Genomic DNA, 17,098 nt, shown 5'->3' on the forward strand with positions numbered 1-17,098 from the left:
TCGCTTAACCTCGCCTCATGCAGCAGCATCAGCAGAAGAAGGAGTACGACGCGGCGACGGCGAAGGAGGCCGACGTAGCCCCGTCCCGCATCCCGGCCGAGTTCATTCGGTACGCCGTCGCTTTGGAGGCGCCCGAACTCGCCTGGGGCTACCTCCACTCCCGGCTGACCGCCGAGGCCACCGTCGAACTCGCCTTCCTGCGACGCTGCGACCTCGGGGAGCGCGGCGAGGTGTTCGCCCGGATCCACGCACGGGGACGGGACGCGACGCCGGCGCTCCACGCCCTCTGCCAGGAACTCGTCGACGACGCGGCCGAGCCCCACCGCATCTGGCACCACCTGGCACTCGCCTGGCGCTACGCCCGCCCCGAAGCCGGCGCCCCCAGCCCCCGCGACGCACTCCAACTGGCCGCAGGGCGGGACGAATTCCTGCTCGCCCGCGCCGCGTCCGGCCGAGCCATGAACTGGCAGAACAGCTCCGCCCTGCTGGGCACCGACCGCCCCGAAGAAGTGGACGCCGCCTTCGACCGGGGTGAGGAATTGCTCGGCGTCGCCCTCATCGGCCTCGCCCTCACCCATCCCGACGCCGCCGCGATCCTCCCCAGGGTGGCCCGAACGCTGGAACACGCCCTGACGTCGGACGATGCCCGCCTCCGCCACCAGTCCATCGTCGCCCTGGCCCACACCGCCCGGCTGCACCGCACCATCGACCAGCGCTGCCTGGCCTTGCTGCGCCGCTGCCCCCGAGGCAGCGAGGCAGACATGGATGTGTGGGGCTATGTGCCGCATCGCCGCCTGCCCCTGTGGCTGTGGCGGCATCAGTTCGGGGAACGTGCGCGGTGGCTGCTGCGCGACAGGTGGCGCCGCCGCCCGTAGAGCTGACTTCGGACGGCGGCGGGAGCGACCCTCGGCGGCGGAGCGACCTGGCGGCGGAGCGACCCGGCGGCGCAGTTGCCCGGTTCGCCCGCTCCCTGGGGCCCGTTCAGCAGCCCCCGGGCTGGGGAGGCTGCGCGATCGGGTGACGGTGGACGGGAGGCAGGTCGGGGAGGAGTCCGGGCCAGACCGTGTCCAGCACATGGGCGCTGGGGACGAAGATCTCCGCACCCAGGGTCGGCAGGTCGGCGACCTCGTGCCACTCCCACCGGCGGATCAGTTCCGGCTCCCGCACGGTCGGATTCCCCGAGAAGGCCGTGACACCTACGGCGGCGGTCACGCGTGGGACGCCGTGGCTGGCGTCCATCAGGATGGCGAGCAGCGCGGTGTCGGCCACCTCAGCCCTCAGCCCGGTCTCTTCATGCAGTTCCCGCAGCGCAGCCTGCACGAAGGACTCGTCGCCGTCGTTTTTGCCACCGGGCAGCTCCCACACTCCGCGCACCGATCTGCCCAGCAGCACTCGGCCCGCCTCGTCCGTCACCACCACGCCGGCGCCGGTGAGCGCATGCGGGGTAGCGCGACGCTTGTTTCCGAATGCCACGGGGCTCGGCGCGGCGTCGCGCAGCACGAGGACGGCCAGCCCCTCCGCGTCGCGCCGTTCGACCGAGTGCCATGGGGCGGACAGCAGGCCGATCTCCTCCTCGTCAAGGGCTATGTCCCGCTTGCCGGCGGGTACGGCGTCCGCCACCGGGGTGATCACGCACACCGCGCCGCCGGGGCGCAGCCGTTCGCGCAGCCGGTTCATGACTCTGGTGCGGTCGCGGATGAACGCGAAACTCAGGCGGAACGTGATCAGGTCGTACGCGGCGTGGGGCAGGCCGGCAAGCGGGTCACGCTCGATGTCGAAGTGCACGAAGGCCACTTCGCCGGTGTCGGGCGGTTCCGTGGTGGCTGAGGTGGCTGAAGTGGCTGAGGCGACGGCAGAGGCGACGGCGGAGTGCGCGTAGTCGATCGCGTCGACGCGGTAGCCGGTGGTCGCGAGGTGCCGGGCGAGTTCACCCTGGCCGCAGCCCACATCCAGAGCGAGGCCGCCGGGCGGGGCGGGTACGAGTTCGTCGAGCACGTCGTCGAGCACGGTGCGTTCGGCGTCGCCGAGCGGCCTGAACGGCGGGCTCTCGCCGTCATGGGCGTCGTAATGGGCGTTCCATTCTTCCTGCGTGGTGTCTCCCACCGTGAAAAGCTCCTCGAAGTCGGGGTGATGCACGGGTTTCCCGGGCGACTAGGAATTCTCCGGCTCATTCGACGAAGACGGAGACGGAGACGGAGACGGAGACGAAGAGACCGACGTCCGTTCCGCGCTGCTCCCCGCCGACGCGGTGGGGTCGGCGTTCGATGCCTGCTGCGACGTCTCGCGCGTGTGCTGGTAAGTCCACAAGTCCCGGAAGAGTCCTCGTTGTTTGACCAGTTCGGCGAAACCGCCGTGCTGGACGATGCGGCCCTTGTCCAGTACCAGGATGCGGTCCGCGCAGGCGACATTGGTAAGCCGGTGGGTGATCAGGACGACGGCCCGATTCGCGGCCAGCTCGCGCAGGCCGGCGAAGATACGGTGCTCGCCGAGCGGGTCGAGGGCGGACGTGGGCTCGTCCAGGACCAGGAGGCCCGCGGGCCGGTAAAACGCCCTCGTCAGCGCGATGCGCTGCCACTGGCCCCCGGAGAGTTCCTGACCACCCAACCAGTCCCTTGCCAGCACCGTGTCCAGCCCGGACCGCAGCTCGGTGACCACTTCGTCGGCGCCGGACCGGGCACATGCGGCATGGATGTCGGCGTCACCACCTTCCGTGGGCTGGCCCAGGGTGATGTTGTCCCGGGCGGTGAGTGGCCAGCGCGCGTAGTCCTGGGGCACCAGGGCGACATGCGACCACATGGCGTGCGCATCGAGGTCGCCGGTCGGGACGCCGTCCCAGGTGACCGACCCGCTGGTGGGCAGGTACAGACCGCTCAGGAGCTTGCCCAAGGTGGTCTTCCCGCTGCCGTTGTAGCCGACCAGTGCGACGACCTCGCTACGCCGCAGGCTGAAGGAGACGCCCCGTAGAGCGTCGGCTGTCGCCTCCTCGTAGCGGAAGACGAGATCCTCCACGGCGATCTCCTCCGGCGGCTTGGGCACGGTGGTGCCGCGGGTCAGGCGATAGCCGCCGGCTTCCTGGAGGAATTCGGCCCAGTCGTCCATGTACAGGCCGGTGCGCATGATGCGGGCACCGCCGACGATCAGACCACGCAGCGCCGTACCGACCGCCTGGAGGGCGAAAACGGCGGTGCCGGCGTGGCCGACGCTCATGCGGCCGGTGGCCAGCAGCCACACCAACGCGGCCCACACGACCGCCGAGGCGATGCCTCCGCAGACCGCGCCGACCACGGACATCCGCGCCCCGGTGTCCGCCGCGCGCCGGTCGGCGCGGTTGATGCGTTCGGTGACGTGGCGGTAGCGGTCGATCAGGAAGTCGGCCATGGTGCAGGCGCGGATCTGGTCGGCCGCGTAACGGTCGGCCACATGCCAGCGCAGGATCGACAGCAGCCGGTAGTCGCCGCCGGCCCGCAGCCTCGCCAGGTAGCGCACGCGAGCGGCGCTGACCTGTGCCACTGCCTGAGGGAAGCTGGCCAGGGCCAGCAGCGGCAGCAGCGCCGGATGCAGTGCCGTAAGCACGCCGGCGCTGGCGATCAGGGAGGCGAGCGAGGCGATCAGGTCCTGTCCTTCGCTGACCAGACCCTGGGCGACCGAGGCACCGCGGTCCGCGGCCTCCTTGCGGTGGTTGAAGCCGGGTGCGTCGTACGCGGACAACTCAACTTCGGTGGCGGCCCTCAGCAGTTGACGCTCGGCCTCCCGGGACATCTGCGGACCCAGCCGGGAGGACAGCCAGGCCACGGTGATGCCTAACATGGCCCGCACCGCGGCCGCGCCGGCCAGCATGACCAGCGAGGGCCAGGCGGTCAGCAGACGGGCGTAGATGTCGCCGCTGGACAGGAGAGCAGCGATCGTCCCGCTGACCGCCAGGAGCCCCAGCGCCTGCATCGCGCCGGCTGCGGCCTGGCAGAGCAGCAGCCCCAGAGCGGCCCAGCGGTCGATGCTCCAGGCCAGGGCGATGGAACGGCGCACCAGTTGGGGCAGCCGCCGTGCCATGTCCACCAGCCGGATCCGACGCCCGGCCGCCTCCCGGCTACCGGTCTGGTCGACGAATTGCAGCTCCTCGCGACTGGTCTGCTCCTGACCGGCCTTCGTCTTACTGGTCTGGTCCCTACCGGTCTGGTCCCTACCGGTCTGGTCCCTACCGGTCTGCCGCTCCTCCCCGGTGCTCACCTCCTTACTCGTCTCGTCCCTGCTCGTTTCCACCCTGCTCGTCTCGTCCCTGGTCTGCCCCTCCCTGGTCTTCTCCTCGTCAAGGGACAGCTGTCGTTTGAGGCGTCGTCGGGCATTACGAAGTCGCGTCCATGACACTGCTGTTGCTCTCCTACTCGGTCGATCGGCCGTACCAACGCGTACGTCAACTGCATGCCGGGGCCGGGGCCGACGCGCTGGGAAGAATTCGAACGAAACAGGGGTGTCGGCAGCGGCGTCCCGTGATTCCTGATTCCTTCGGGAAGGCATGCGGTGGGTACAGGTGCTCTAAAGAACGGTCTGATTTGCCCCCCGTAACGGGTGGCCGAGGAGCAGATAGTGGATACATGTTCTAGTAATCGCCGGAGGCTATGGGAGTCCTGCCATCCAGCCGCCGACGGATACTCGAACAACTCGCGTCACTCTTTCGAGGTATTGCGGCGCGCTGATCTCGGCGGTCCCCTTCGTGCTGGTCCGGCGGGAATGGCTGATTCGCGTCCTATTTCCGAAGCCGTTCGCATACCTAGAGTGATCTTCGGTCTTCCAGGGTGCACGGATGGCCTGGGAACCGATGCGTCACAGCAGGTCCGAGGAATTCGACCGGGAGGGGAGAGCCTGTGGCCAAGGAGAAGTTCGAGCGCACCAAGCCCCATGTGAATGTGGGCACGATCGGTCATGTCGACCACGGCAAGACGACATTGACCGCGGCCATCACCACCGTGCTCGCGAAGACGTACGGCGGCAGCGCCCGGGCTTTCGATCAGATCGACAACGCCCCGGAGGAGAAAGCGCGCGGGGTCACGATCAACACCAGCCACGTCGAATACGACACTCCGGCCCGCCATTACGCCCATGTCGACTGCCCCGGCCACGCCGACTACGTCAAGAACATGATCACCGGCGCGGCGCAGATGGACGGCGCGATCCTCGTGGTCGCCGCGACCGACGGCCCGATGCCGCAGACCCGCGAGCACATCCTGCTCGCCCGCCAGGTCGGCGTGCCCCACATCGTTGTCTTCCTCAACAAGTGCGACATGGTCGACGACGAGGAACTGCTGGAGCTCGTGGAAATGGAGGTCCGCGAACTCCTCTCCCAGTACGACTTCCCTGGTGACGATGTCCCCGTCATCCGTGGCTCCGCCCTCAAGGCCCTGGAGGGCGAAGCCGAGTGGGAAGCCAAAATCGTCGAACTGGCAAGTTCTCTGGACTCCTACATTCCCGAGCCCGAGCGCGCGGTGGACCAGCCATTCCTCCTGCCGATCGAGGACGTCTTCTCCATCTCGGGCCGCGGCACCGTCGTCACCGGCCGGGTCGAACGCGGCGTCATCAAGGTCGGAGAGGAAGTCGCAATCGTCGGCATCAAGGACACCGTCAAGAGCACGTGCACCGGCGTCGAGATGTTCCGCAAACTGCTCGACGAGGGCCGGGCCGGTGAGAACGTCGGGGTACTGCTGCGTGGCATCAAACGCGATGACATCGAGCGGGGCCAAGTGCTGGCCAAACCCGGATCGATCCAACCACACACCAAGTTCGAGTCCGAGGTCTACATCCTGAGCAAGGACGAGGGCGGCCGCCACACGCCGTTCTTCAAGGGATACCGGCCGCAGTTCTACTTCCGCACCACCGATATTACGGGGACCATCGAACTGCCCGAAGGCGTGGAAATGGTGATGCCCGGCGACAATATCCAGATGGTCGTCACCCTCATCCACCCGATCGCCATGGAAGACGGACTGCGCTTCGCGATCCGCGAAGGCGGCCGAACGGTCGGCGCCGGCGTTGTCGCCAAAGCCATCGCTTAGACGGGAAAAGTGTCGCCTCGAACGTGAAAGGGAGCCGGATGGACCGGCACATACGCACGGTCGACGATGTGCTGAAGCTCATGGACGACCTGTTCGCCCCGGAGGCCGACCGGTGGACGACCGATGCGGCCACCTGGTGGGACCGCTTCTACACCGACCGCTCCAGGCCCGTGCCCTTCTTCGTGGCGAAGCCGGACGAGAGCCTGGCCTCGTACCTCGACCGACGTCTGATCACCCCGGGCCGGGCTCTCGACCTGGGGTGCGGTCCGGGCCGGAACGCGCTCTATCTGGCCTCCCTGGGGTTCCGGGTGGACGCCGTCGACCTCTCCCCGACGGCCGTCGACTGGGCCGAGGAGCGCGCCCGCGAGGCTGGAGCGGACATCCGGTTCCACCGCGGCGACGCCTTCAGCCTGGGCGTCGGCGCGGCCGAATTCCGCGGGCCCTACGACCTGATCTGCGACTCGGGCTGCTTCCACCACCTTCCACCGCACCGCCGCATCAGCTACCTCGCCCTACTCGACCGAGCCCTCGCCCCCGGCGGTCACCTCGCCCTCACCTGCTTCGCGGCCGGGGGAAGGGGCTCCGAACTTCCCGACGCGGATTTCTACCGCGAATCCGGCCTTCATGGCGGACTCGCGTACACACCGGAGTCCCTACGCTGGATCTTCTCCGATCTCACGGAAGTGGAACTGCGCCGTATGCACGACGAGCCGGCCAATTCCCCGTACTTCGGTGAGCCCTTCCTGTGGACGGGGCTGTTCCGCCGCGACGCCCAAGCGCTGGCCGGCGGAAGCCATCCGCAAAATACGGGGTGCTGAAGTACGCGAAGAGGTAGGGAAGTCGCCCGTCCCATAACGGCGCCCCCTCCCGAGCGAAACCCGGAAGGGGGCGGGGGACAAGCACTCATCTCCGCAGTGAACCGGCGCTACTCCGGCGCTACTCCGGCGCTACTTCGGTGCCACTTCGGTGCTACTTCGGTTCGGGGATGAAGTGCGGGTCGATTCCGATCGTGCTCAGCCCCATCCGTACGCTCTTCACGAAGTTTCCGACTTCGGCCTCAAGCGTCTGCCGGTCGACGGGGCGGGTCCAGGAATCGGGTTCGAAGATGGAGCCCACGACCCACCCGTCCTGATGCTTGACGATGCGGACCAATCCGGGGTCGGCCGACATGGAGTCGAGTTCGAAATCGTCGGATTCGCCTGCCGTGTTGAGCCATGTGCTCAAGTGGAAGGCGAGTTCGGCCACGGGGAAGTCCGACTCGGAGAAGATCTCGTGGTCGTCGTCGGAGATGGTCAGGTCGGCCTCAAGGCTGAGGAGGAGTTCGGCCAGGGTGGGGCCGCTCGGTTCCTCGGCGTGGAGGTTCTTGTAGGTGATCTGCACGGTTACTCCTGGTCAGGGGTTGAAGGGAAGGGTGTTGAACACCCGGCCATCCCCGGTGACGATGATCCTGATGCCCTTCTGGCCCTTTGTCCCGATGGGGCGCCCGAGGTTGACCTCAACCTTGAACGTGTCTTCCAAGTTGTTCGGCTTGAAGACCGCGTCCTTGGACTTGAGTCCCTCGACGACCCATTCCTTGACCTGATCCTTGGACGTGGTGTCGAACTTGGCCCATTTGCCGCCCGCACTTGAGAGGTGCTTGTCCTTGACCGTCATCTTGGACAGGTCCTTGGCCGCATTGAACGCCGTTTCCGAGACCGATGCGAGCTTACCGACACGCGTCGCCTTGGCCAGCTCGTCGACGCCCTGGATGACCTTCCCGAACTTCTTGACCTTGCCGACGGGCGTGACGGAAACGGCGAAGGCGGCGCACCTTCCCACGGTCGGGTCCTTGATGCATTCCTCAAGGTCCGTGAGGCCACTGAAATCCTTCAGTACCTTGAGCTGCTGCTCGGGGTCGGCCTCGATCAGGTAGGCGCCGTCCAGCTGGAGACACCAACCGACACCCGGCCCCGGGGCACACGGAATGCCCTTCTTCTCCTTCGCCTTTTCCTTCTCCTCCTGGAGACGTCGCGCGTCCTCGGCCGCTTCGGCGGCTTCCGCGCGCCGCATTTCCTCGACCTCGCTCCAGGCGTTCGAGGCGGCCTTCTTGGCTTCCTTGGAATCCTTGCCGGCCTGCTTGGCGGAGCTGCGGGCCGCGTCCGCCGCGCTGTGCGCCTCCCTTGCGGAATCCCGCGCATATCCGGCGGAGAACTCCGCGCGGGCGGCGGACGCTTCGGCGTTGCCGGCGTCCCGGGCCGCGTCCGCCGCGGCGTTACGTGCGGTCACCGCGGACTTGGCGGCCCGCGCGGCGGACGCCTCGGCGCTCGTGGCCGACTGGTCGGCCTCCTCGGCGTACCCGCTGGCCCGGTCGGCGGACTTCCGGGCCTCGGCCGCGGCCTTGGCCGCATCCGCCTTCGCGTTGTTGGCCGTGGCCGCCGCCTTGGCCGCCTTCCAGGCGTTCGCCCTGGCCTTCGCGGCCGTCCCGGAGGCCTCGGCGATCAGCCGCCGCATCTGGGCGGTGTGCGTCTCGGCGAGCAGGTCCTTGCGGACGGCCATGTACTGACCGGCCTGGATGAAGGCGTGCAGCTGCTCGGGCGTTCCGGACAGGGCGATCTTGGCGGCCGCCTTGGCCTCCGGGCCGCCGACACTGGTCAGCTGGACTGCGCGGACCCGCTCATCGGAAATCCGGGCCAGATACTGGCCGCTGTTGAGAAAAGCGGCGAGCTTCTTGGGCGAGCCGTCCTTGAGCGCGTCCTTGGCGGCTTCCTTGACGGCCGGTCCGCCGACGCTGTTCACCTGGACGGTGCGCAGACGGTACTGGGCGGCCGCGGCTTCGTACTGCCCGTTGGTCAGGAAGCCGCTGATCTGCCGGGCGTCGCCCTGGAGGGCCTTTTCGGCCGCCGCGCGGACGGTGTCGTAGGGGCTTTCGTAGGCGAGCTGCTCTACCTGCTGACGGATGTCGTCCTGCGCGGCCTGCTGCACGCCGGTACGGAGATAGTCCAGCATGGACGCGTCGGAGCCGGCCAGCGCCCTGGCGGCGGCCTCCTGGCTCCAGGGGCCACGGCTCTTCATCACCCGGATCGCCAGCTTGCGGCCCTTGAGCGCCACGGCCTTGACATCGACATCGGGCTTGCCGGCCTCGGTGGCCAGCCGTCCGGCCTCCGTGTCGAGTTCCCGGTCGTCCCGCAGAGTGTGACCCAGACCGACGGTGAAGTCGTCATCGGCCTTCTTCAGGTCCTTGGCCTGCTCGATCGCGGCGGACGTCCGCTGGGCGAGGTCCGTGGCCTCGGCCTCGCGGGCGATCTCGTACACCGACTTGGCGGCCTTGACCGCCCGGTCGGCAGCATCGGCCGCGTTCTTCGCCGCGTCTGCCTGCCGGCCGGCTTCCGCGGCGGCGCCGGCCGCCTGCCCGGCGTGCGTGGCGGCCTTATCGGCGTCGTCCGCGGCGCGCTGCGCGTGGCGCGCCGCCGACCTGGCCGCATCACGCGCCTCGAAGGCCGCGTTGGCCGACTTGTCGGCGAGCGCCTGGGAGGCTCCGGCCGCGCGCCTGGCCTCGTTGGCGTGGCGGCGGGCCTGAGCTGCCGCGTTACGCGCCTCGCTGGAGTGCGCACCCGCGGCGGCGGCGAACCCGTCGGCCTGCTCGGCAGCGACGGCGGCCGCATCGGCGTTTCCGGCGGCACTCAGGGCCGCACTCGCCGCCTTCCCGGCCTCCTTGGACGCGTTGCCCGCCGACCCCGCCGCTTCCGCGGCGTCGTTGGCACCCTTGACCGCTTCCCGCGCCACCTGCGCGGCCTTCCTGGCGTCGGCCGCCTTGCCCGCGTCACCGGCGGCGGCAGTGGCCGCGTTACGCGCCCGGGAGGCGGCATCGGCCGCGGCCGCCGCGGCGTTGGCCGCCTGGGCGGCGGCGGTGGCGGCGAGGCGGGCGGCGTGGTTGGCGGCGTTCGCGGCGCCGATGGCCTGCCGGGCCGCGGCGGCCGCACCGCGCGCCGCGTCCGCCGCGCGGCCGGCCGCGTTGGCGGCCCGCAGCGAGTCCTTCCCGGCCTCCTTGGTTTCCGTGGCCGCGTGACGCGCGGCCTCCTTGGCCAGCTCCGAGGCCGCCACCGCGCGCCCCGAGGCCGCGGTTGCCGCATCGGTCGACCGTTTGGCCAGCGCACCGGCCGCCTTCGCCTGCAAGGCCAACTGCGCGACCGTGGCCCGTTCTTGGTCCCGCGCGCGGGCCACGTTCTGGCCCACGTCCAGGAATTCCCGTATGTCGTCGGGAGAGCCCTTGAGCGCGACCTTCGCGGCCTCCTTGGTGGCCGGCCCGCCCACGCTCAGGATCTGCACGACCTGCACCCGCTCGTCCTGCTCCCGGGCGCCGTACTGCCCTTCGTCGAGGAACTTGCGGACGGCGTCCGGCGACTGCTTCAGCGCCGCCTTGCCCGCCTCCCGGACGGCCGGACCGCCGACGCTGATGGCCTGGACGGTCTGGACCCGCTGGTCCTGCTCCAGCGGCTCCTTCCAGCCGTCCTTGAGGAACGCGCTCAGATCCTCCCGCTGAGGGCTCTTCAGCGCCTTCTTCGCGGCCTCGCGCACCGCGCTGCCGCCGATGGAGACCATCTGTACGGCCGCGATGCGGTTGTCGTGGTACTCGGCGAGGTCCTTCTCGCCGTCCAGGAAGCGGCGCACATCCGCGTCGCTCCCCAGAAGGGCGGCCTCCGCGGCGGCTTTGACGCCCGGCCCGCCCTGCTGCCACAGCTCCACGACGCGGCCGCGGTCGGTCTGCGGACTCCCGCGGTCGTTGCCGCTGCCGTCACCGCCGCCGCGGTCACTGCCGCTGGCGGCTCCCCGCTCGGCCGCGAAAGCGGGAGTCAATCCGGGCGCACTCGCCAGCACCGCCAGCGGGAGCAGGCTCACCGCCGCGGTACGTATCCCGCGCGACCATTTCCCTCTCGCTCCGTTCGAATGGACTCTTCGCCTCACGAAGCAGACACCTCTTGCTAGTTGCTCGTTGGTTGTGGCCGGCTGCCAGCCGTGCGCAGCCGCCTTTCAGCGACGCGAGCATAACTGCCGTATTTGGCATACGAGAAAAGGGAGTTGGGCATGCCCGGAGCGCCGCTCATAACCCTGAGGGGGTGGATGCACTTCCCCCCTCTGCCTTGTCAGACCGGCCGTGCCACAAAGGGTTGCACGACACTTTGACGACGTAACTGATTCGTTATCGAAACAATCTTGATTAACTCGCCGACTTTTATGGGTGGTACGTTCGCTGCTGCCCATTCGGCCGATTCCCCTGCGGCTGCCAACGTTTCGCCGCAGTACACCCGGAAGGAATCTCTGGTGATACTCCGCGCGCGCAAGACGCTGATAGCCGGCGTTATCGGCGCCGCCATCGCTGTTATGGGGGCCGCCACCCTCGCGGTTGCCCAGGACACCCCGCAACACACGAACAGCACTGGTCAGCAGGCCTCCGGTGGTAACCCGCCCCCTGCGGTGGAGGACTTCACATACCCGGATGCGGACCGGATCCTGAAGGAAACGGGCCTCAAACTCATCAAGGGGGACGGTCATATCCTCCTGGCCGACTGCGATGCCTCCCCGGACTTCGACGTCATGGCGGAGAAGGCGAACCACACCCCCGTCAACCACTGCTTCAAGGTCACCGGGAAGACGGGGCATCTCACCCTCGAAATCCCTAAGGTCAACAGTATTTGGGAGAACGCGGGCCACTCCGCCCGTGCCACTATCAGCACCGAGGGCAAGAGCAAGACCGTCACCCTCAAGAAGAACGACATCACGCCTCTTGGTCAGGGCGACCTGAGCACCGGCGGCAAGGAAGCCACCCTGCTCGAACTCCGCGTCACGGGCTGATCCGGAAACCGCGCGGCGCATAGCTCCGACTCAATTCCAAGGAAAGAAACATGTCTGGCATACGTCCCCGCACAGCGTGGGTGACAGCAATGGCGGCGGCCCTGATCGCCGGTGGCGCCCTCAATGCCGCTCCGGCACAGGCCGTCGCCGGTACCGCGGCCGCCACGGACGGGGCGTACGCATTCGCCGCCAAGCTCGATATCGGCGCGGGCAAACGCAGTTGCTCCGGCTCACTCGTCGACAAGCAATGGGTGCTCACCGCCGCCAGCTGCTTCGCCGATGACCCCGCCAAGGGTTTCCGGGTCGCCGAAGGCGCGCCGAAGTGGCAGACGAAGGCGACCGTCGGTCGTACCGATCTGGCCGGCTCGGCCGGCAGCGTGACGGATGTCGTCGAGCTGGTGCCCTACGAGGGGCGTGACCTGGTGATGGCGAAGCTGGCCACGCCGGTCGCCGGGGTCACACCGGTGCCCGTCGGGAGCACCGCGCCCACCAAGGGCGAGGAGCTGAAGGTCTCGGGCTTCGGCCGTACGAAGACCCAGTGGGTGCCCGACAAGCTGCACGGTGCCGCGTTCACGGTGGACTCGGTGCAGAGCGACTCGATCGGAATCAGCGGCCTGCGGACGTCCTCGGTCTGCAAGGGCGACACGGGCGGGCCGGCGCTGCGGGAAGCGCCCGGCGGCGTGGAGCTGGTCGCCGTCAACAGCACGTCCTGGCAGGGTGGTTGCCTGGGCACCGCCCCGTCCGAGACCCGTACGAACGCCGTCGACGCCCGTGTCGACGACCTCAACACCTGGGTGCAGAAGGTCCGTTACCGCACGGTCTTCCCCCACTCACCCTGGAACAAAGCGACACACATCGCCTCCGGTTACTTCACGGGCGGCTCCGCCGGCGGCACACGGCATATGGACATGATCGTGCGCTGGATCGACGGTGAGGTCACCCTCTACCAGGGCGCTGACGACAAGGACGCCCGGCACCCCTTCACCGCCGAGTTCCAGCTGGCGAAGGCGAAGAGCACCTGGAAGTACGCCAAGCAGATCACGGGCGCCGGCTTCGGCGGAGGCTCGGACGGCCTGGTGGTGCGCTGGATCGACGGGGAGCTGACGCAGTACACCCATGTGGACCAGAAGGGCTTCCACGGGGAGAAGAAACTCGCCCCCGCCAAGAACAAGACCTGGCCGAACGCCAAGCAGATCACCGGGGGCAGGTACACGGCCAACGCGCAGCGCGACGACCTGATCGTCACCTGGGCGGACGGTGAGGTCTCCCTGTACACCGACCTGAACACCAAGGGCCTGAGCGGCAAGAAGAACCTCGCCAAGGCCAAGAACAAGACCTGGCCGCACGCCGAGCAGATCAGCGCGGGTGAGTTCACCGGGAAGAAGACCGCGGACCTGCTGGTGCGCTGGTCCGATGGCGAGGTCACCATCTACCCGGGCGTCGACACCGCCGGATTCCACGGCGAGATCAAGGTCCGGCCGGCCAAGTCGCCGTGGATCAAGGCGACGGTGGTCACTGCTGGCGCCTTCGTCGCCAACGACCGTCCCAATGATGTGCTGGTGCGGTGGGAGAACGGCACGCTGGGCCTCTACCCGGGCGTGAACGCCGCCGGCACACATGGCGAAATCAAGATCGTCGGCTGACAGAGCGAAGCTGCGGGGGCGGCCGATCGCCATACGCGGCGGTCGGCCCTTCCTCCCCCTCCCGAATTCCCCCGAACCTTCCCTCCCCATCGGACATCACGTGCGACGAATACCCTGGCTGCTGCGCGCCGCCGTGCTCGGCATCTGCGCCTCCCTTGCCCTTGCCATCCCGGCGACCGCCATTCCTCCTACGAAACCGGCTCGGGACAGCCCCTCCACCGCCGCCAATGCACCCACCGCCAATGCCCCCACCGCGCCCCCGCCCTCCAAGGGGGTGACGCAGGAAGAGATCCGCAAGGCCCAGGAAACGGAGCGGTACTGGACGCCGGAGCGCATTCGTAGCGCCGTCCCGATCAACGCGCCGCAGCCCCGAGACAGCGCCTCAGCTAACCCGGACACCTCGATTACTCCGGATAGTGGGGGCATCGCGGACGACGACTCGGGTGAGCAGCAGGCTCCGCCCGTACGCCGCAAACGCTCCCTGCGCCAACCGACCCACCCAATCGACGCCGGTATCCCCACCGTCGGTGTGTTCCTGATCCGCGGTGCCGACGGCTCGGCCACGCCCAATCAGTTCTGCACCGCCGGAGCCGTGACCTCGTCGACCAAGAGCCTCGTCATTACGGCGGCGCACTGCCTCAAGGGCGACAGGCGCAACCGTGACATCGCCTTCGTACCCGGATACCGCGTGGGGACCTCAAAAGCAGGCCAGGCGGGCGAAACGCCGTACGGCATCTTCCCGATGAAGCCCGGCAAGGTCTGGATCGACCAGCGCTATCTACAGCCTGCCCCCAACGACGACGTGGATTTCGCCTTCCTACGCGTCGGCCCGAATGCACGAGGTCAGCTGCTGGAGGAAGCCACCGGCCGCGGAAACCGACTCACCGCCGTTCCGACCGCGAAGCTGGCGCGAACGAATGTGACCGTTGTCGGCTACCCCGGCGGTCAGAAGACCCCGTTGCAGTGCACGAACGACACCAGCGCCTTCCAGGGCCGGTTCATGGAAATCAAGTGCGCCGACTTCCGCGCGGGCGTCAGCGGCGGCCCGTTCCTGGAGAATTTCGATGGCAGCCGCGGCGACCTCGTCGGCGTCATCGGTGGCTATAAGACCGGCGGCCTGCACGCCCACACCTCGTACACGTCGCAGTTCGACGATGACGTGTTCCGTCTCTATCAGCAGGCAGCGAGCGACACCACGCCCGACGCGCCCAACCCCCTGGGCAGCGCCGAGACCTGGAAGAACGCCAGGGCCATGACCACTGGTAAATTCCACACCACCTCGGTGGGCAACAACACCAGTGACCTGGTCGTGCGCTGGTCAGATGGTGAGCTCTCCCTCTACCCCGGAGACGGCCAGTACGGCTTCCGCAAGGACATCCAGCTCACCAAGCGGAACGAGACCTGGAAGCGCGCGGCGGCCATCACCGCAGGCAACTTCACCGGCGACAACACCTACGACCTTCTAGTCCGCTGGACGGACGGGGCGCTGACCCTCTACCGGGACGTCAACGAGACCAACAAACTCCGCAACGAGATCAAGCTCCAAGGCCCGAACGGAACTTGGACGCACGCCAGCGGAATGGCCGCCGGACGCTTCGGCGGCGGCAACACCCGCAACGACGACCTGGTGGTGCGCTGGTCCGACGGCGAGGTCACTCTCTATACCAATATCGATGCCAAGGGCCTGCACGCCGAGAAGCAGCTCGCCAAACCCAACAAGACCTGGCCATACGCCCGTGACATCACAGCCGGCGATTTCGGCACCGCCACCACGGGAGACCAGGACCTGTTCGTCCGCTGGGTGGACGGCGAAGTCACCGTCTACGCAAACATCACCACCAAGGCCCTCAAGGCCGAACACCGTCTCCGCCCGGCCAAGTCCCTCTGGCGCCAAGCCTCCCTCGCCACCGCCGGCACCTTCGGCGGCGACAGCCGTCAGGACGACATCGTCACGCTCTGGCCCGCCACCGGCAGACTGACGATCAACCCGGACACCACGGTCAAGTCCCTGGCCCGGGAACGCACCCTCGTCCCCTAGCCCGCAGGCTGACCGGGGACCGGGGACCGTCCGGCCGTACGCGTACGCCCGAGGCGCTCGCCCGGCCGACACGACGATGCCGCGAGCCGAACCAAGACGGGTTCGGCCCGCGGCATCGTCGTGTCGGCCGCCCGTACCTCACTCCCGCGACACTTGCGGTGAGCCGTACTTGCGGCGCTTCTTCGCTGCGACGTCCCAGTCCGAGCGCCGCCGCTGGCCGGCGTAGAACATCGCCGCACCGGTCACCGCGAACAGCCCGCCGGTGATTCCCAGCCCCAGGCCATCAAGAGTGCGGTCATCCGTGGCCTCCACCCAGGGATCGAGGGCGCCGAGCGGGTCCTTGAACAGAATGACATGCTGCCTCGGCGTGAATTGGCCGTGGCAGTTCTGCTGTTCGGAAAGGTCCTGGACCTCGCCTGAAGTGTCGACCACACGGCACACGGCCAGCTCGGACCCCTTGAGGTTCACACGCTTCCCGGTGTCGGCCACCAGAGCATCGACCCGCTCGCCGACCTGCTTCACGTACGTCTCATAAAGGTTGGACCCGGCGAAGAGCGAGAGGGCCATAGCGGCGAAGGCCGCTATGGTCGCGGCACCCGAACGGTTCCAGATACCGCCCGCCACAATCGCCGCGGCTGCCGCCGTGCCGAGCGTGATGATGACCCCGACCCATATCAGTCCGTAGGGGTACTGCGCGAGAAATCCGGCTCCAGTGGCCACCACGGGAATCAGCACGGTCCACAACAGAGTGTTCAGCACACGCCGGTGCGTGGAAACGCCTTCTTCCTCTGCCTTTTCCTCCGTGGTCCCGGATATTCCGGACGTTCCCATGCTGATCCCCCTGCAATAAGTGGCACGCCTTTCGGGGCACACTCTATGGGTCTCGCGAACAGCCAAGTCACGCCCGGGGCAATGCGTTTGCTCGCCCCTGCGAAGCCAGCGTCGTTGATGAAGACGAAGAGGCACCCCAGGTAATCAGTCGGCCATCAGGCGGACCCGTCCCCCCCCGCACCGCGCGGCCCGGCCACCCCTCCCGCTGCAGGGACCCACCACCCCCACGTCCCACACGCCACGTCAGCACCACCACCCGAGGCGCCCTGGTTTCGCCGGCCGATACCGTCCTCGTCGCTCGATCCTCGCCTCTTTGCAGGTCAACGGCCTCGTCCGCCAACGCGGCAGCCGATCACGCAATTCCCCACTAGGTTGAATCCCTGGGGCTAAACGATTCTTCTGCATTTCGCACATGAGTGCATTTATGTGTTATACGCACTCAGGCCACGGAAGCCCCCTCGTCCCCGCTATGCTCGCTGTCGCGCAGCGAGTTGCGGCGATTACCGCACGTCGCCGCTGGCTGTCGTGTGCCGCTAATCGCACAAGGGCTCGGGAGTCCTGGGACCCGGCCTCATGCGTGCGGAACGCCGCCTTGGAATGCACTGAGGCCAAGCAATTGGTGAGCGTGCCCCCACGGTCGTCGATCTCGTTCAGGCGGCCTTCCCCTGGTGCCCATATACGCCATGTATGTCGCCCTATCCATTCCATTAGTG

At 68.1% G+C, this 17,098-nt stretch carries 11 protein-coding genes; 6 read left to right on the plus strand and 5 right to left on the minus strand.

All coding sequences use genetic code 11. From position 1 onward, the window contains the following. Window positions 1-17 precede the first annotated feature (17 nt). A complete protein-coding gene (locus FCH28_RS06075) occupies window positions 18-875 on the plus strand; it encodes a hypothetical protein (protein ID WP_136738658.1) in 858 nt (285 codons plus the stop codon). Between the two features lie 106 nt (window positions 876-981). Here the strand turns inward: FCH28_RS06075 and FCH28_RS06080 are convergent, their stop codons facing one another. Further along, the gene (locus FCH28_RS06080) at window positions 982-2,103 is read right to left on the minus strand and encodes a bifunctional class I SAM-dependent methyltransferase/NUDIX hydrolase (RefSeq protein ID WP_136738659.1); all 1,122 of its coding nucleotides are present in this window, start codon (window positions 2,101-2,103) and stop codon (window positions 982-984) included. Window positions 2,104-2,151: 48 nt separating this feature from the next. After that, on the minus strand, window positions 2,152-4,110 hold the full coding sequence (locus tag FCH28_RS06085; RefSeq protein WP_136739132.1) for an ABC transporter ATP-binding protein: 1,959 nt from the start codon (window positions 4,108-4,110) through the stop codon (window positions 2,152-2,154). Between the two features lie 749 nt (window positions 4,111-4,859). Between FCH28_RS06085 and tuf the strand changes: the two genes are divergently transcribed. Beyond that, a complete protein-coding gene (tuf, locus tag FCH28_RS06090) occupies window positions 4,860-6,044 on the plus strand; it encodes an elongation factor Tu (protein ID WP_136738660.1) in 1,185 nt (394 codons plus the stop codon). 38 nt (window positions 6,045-6,082) lie between these two features. Next, the gene (locus FCH28_RS06095; RefSeq protein ID WP_136738661.1) at window positions 6,083-6,862 is read left to right on the plus strand and encodes a class I SAM-dependent methyltransferase; all 780 of its coding nucleotides are present in this window, start codon (window positions 6,083-6,085) and stop codon (window positions 6,860-6,862) included. 151 nt (window positions 6,863-7,013) lie between these two features. Here the strand turns inward: FCH28_RS06095 and FCH28_RS06100 are convergent, their stop codons facing one another. Both FCH28_RS06100 and FCH28_RS39665 read right to left on the minus strand, forming a co-directional pair. Beyond that, window positions 7,014-7,424, minus strand: a complete 411-nt coding sequence (locus FCH28_RS06100) for a DUF7878 domain-containing protein (protein WP_246102447.1) — start codon at window positions 7,422-7,424, stop codon at window positions 7,014-7,016. 12 nt (window positions 7,425-7,436) lie between these two features. Then, the gene (locus FCH28_RS39665; protein ID WP_281289680.1) at window positions 7,437-10,919 is read right to left on the minus strand and encodes an ALF repeat-containing protein; all 3,483 of its coding nucleotides are present in this window, start codon (window positions 10,917-10,919) and stop codon (window positions 7,437-7,439) included. A gap of 423 nt (window positions 10,920-11,342) precedes the next feature. Between FCH28_RS39665 and FCH28_RS06110 the strand changes: the two genes are divergently transcribed. The 3 genes from FCH28_RS06110 (at window position 11,343) to FCH28_RS06120 (ending at window position 15,554) form a co-directional block, all read left to right on the plus strand. Next, window positions 11,343-11,873, plus strand: a complete 531-nt coding sequence (locus tag FCH28_RS06110) for a hypothetical protein (protein WP_136738662.1) — start codon at window positions 11,343-11,345, stop codon at window positions 11,871-11,873. Between the two features lie 50 nt (window positions 11,874-11,923). Beyond that, window positions 11,924-13,516, plus strand: coding sequence for a S1 family peptidase (locus FCH28_RS06115; RefSeq protein WP_136738663.1), 1,593 nt, complete (start codon window positions 11,924-11,926; stop codon window positions 13,514-13,516). A 100-nt stretch (window positions 13,517-13,616) separates the two neighbouring features. Further along, window positions 13,617-15,554 carry a trypsin-like serine peptidase gene (locus FCH28_RS06120; RefSeq protein WP_136738664.1) on the plus strand — a complete coding sequence of 646 codons (1,938 nt, stop codon included), beginning with the start codon at window positions 13,617-13,619 and terminating at the stop codon, window positions 15,552-15,554. Between the two features lie 138 nt (window positions 15,555-15,692). On the opposite strand, the gene FCH28_RS06125 is transcribed toward FCH28_RS06120, so the two are convergent. Beyond that, entirely contained in the window at window positions 15,693-16,313 is a 621-nt protein-coding gene (locus FCH28_RS06125; RefSeq protein ID WP_136738665.1) for a hypothetical protein, read from the minus strand. Window positions 16,314-17,098: the final 785 nt, after the last annotated feature.

It is taken from the genome of Streptomyces piniterrae (genome assembly GCF_005048155.1).
Lineage (GTDB): Bacteria > Actinomycetota > Actinomycetes > Streptomycetales > Streptomycetaceae > Streptomyces > Streptomyces piniterrae.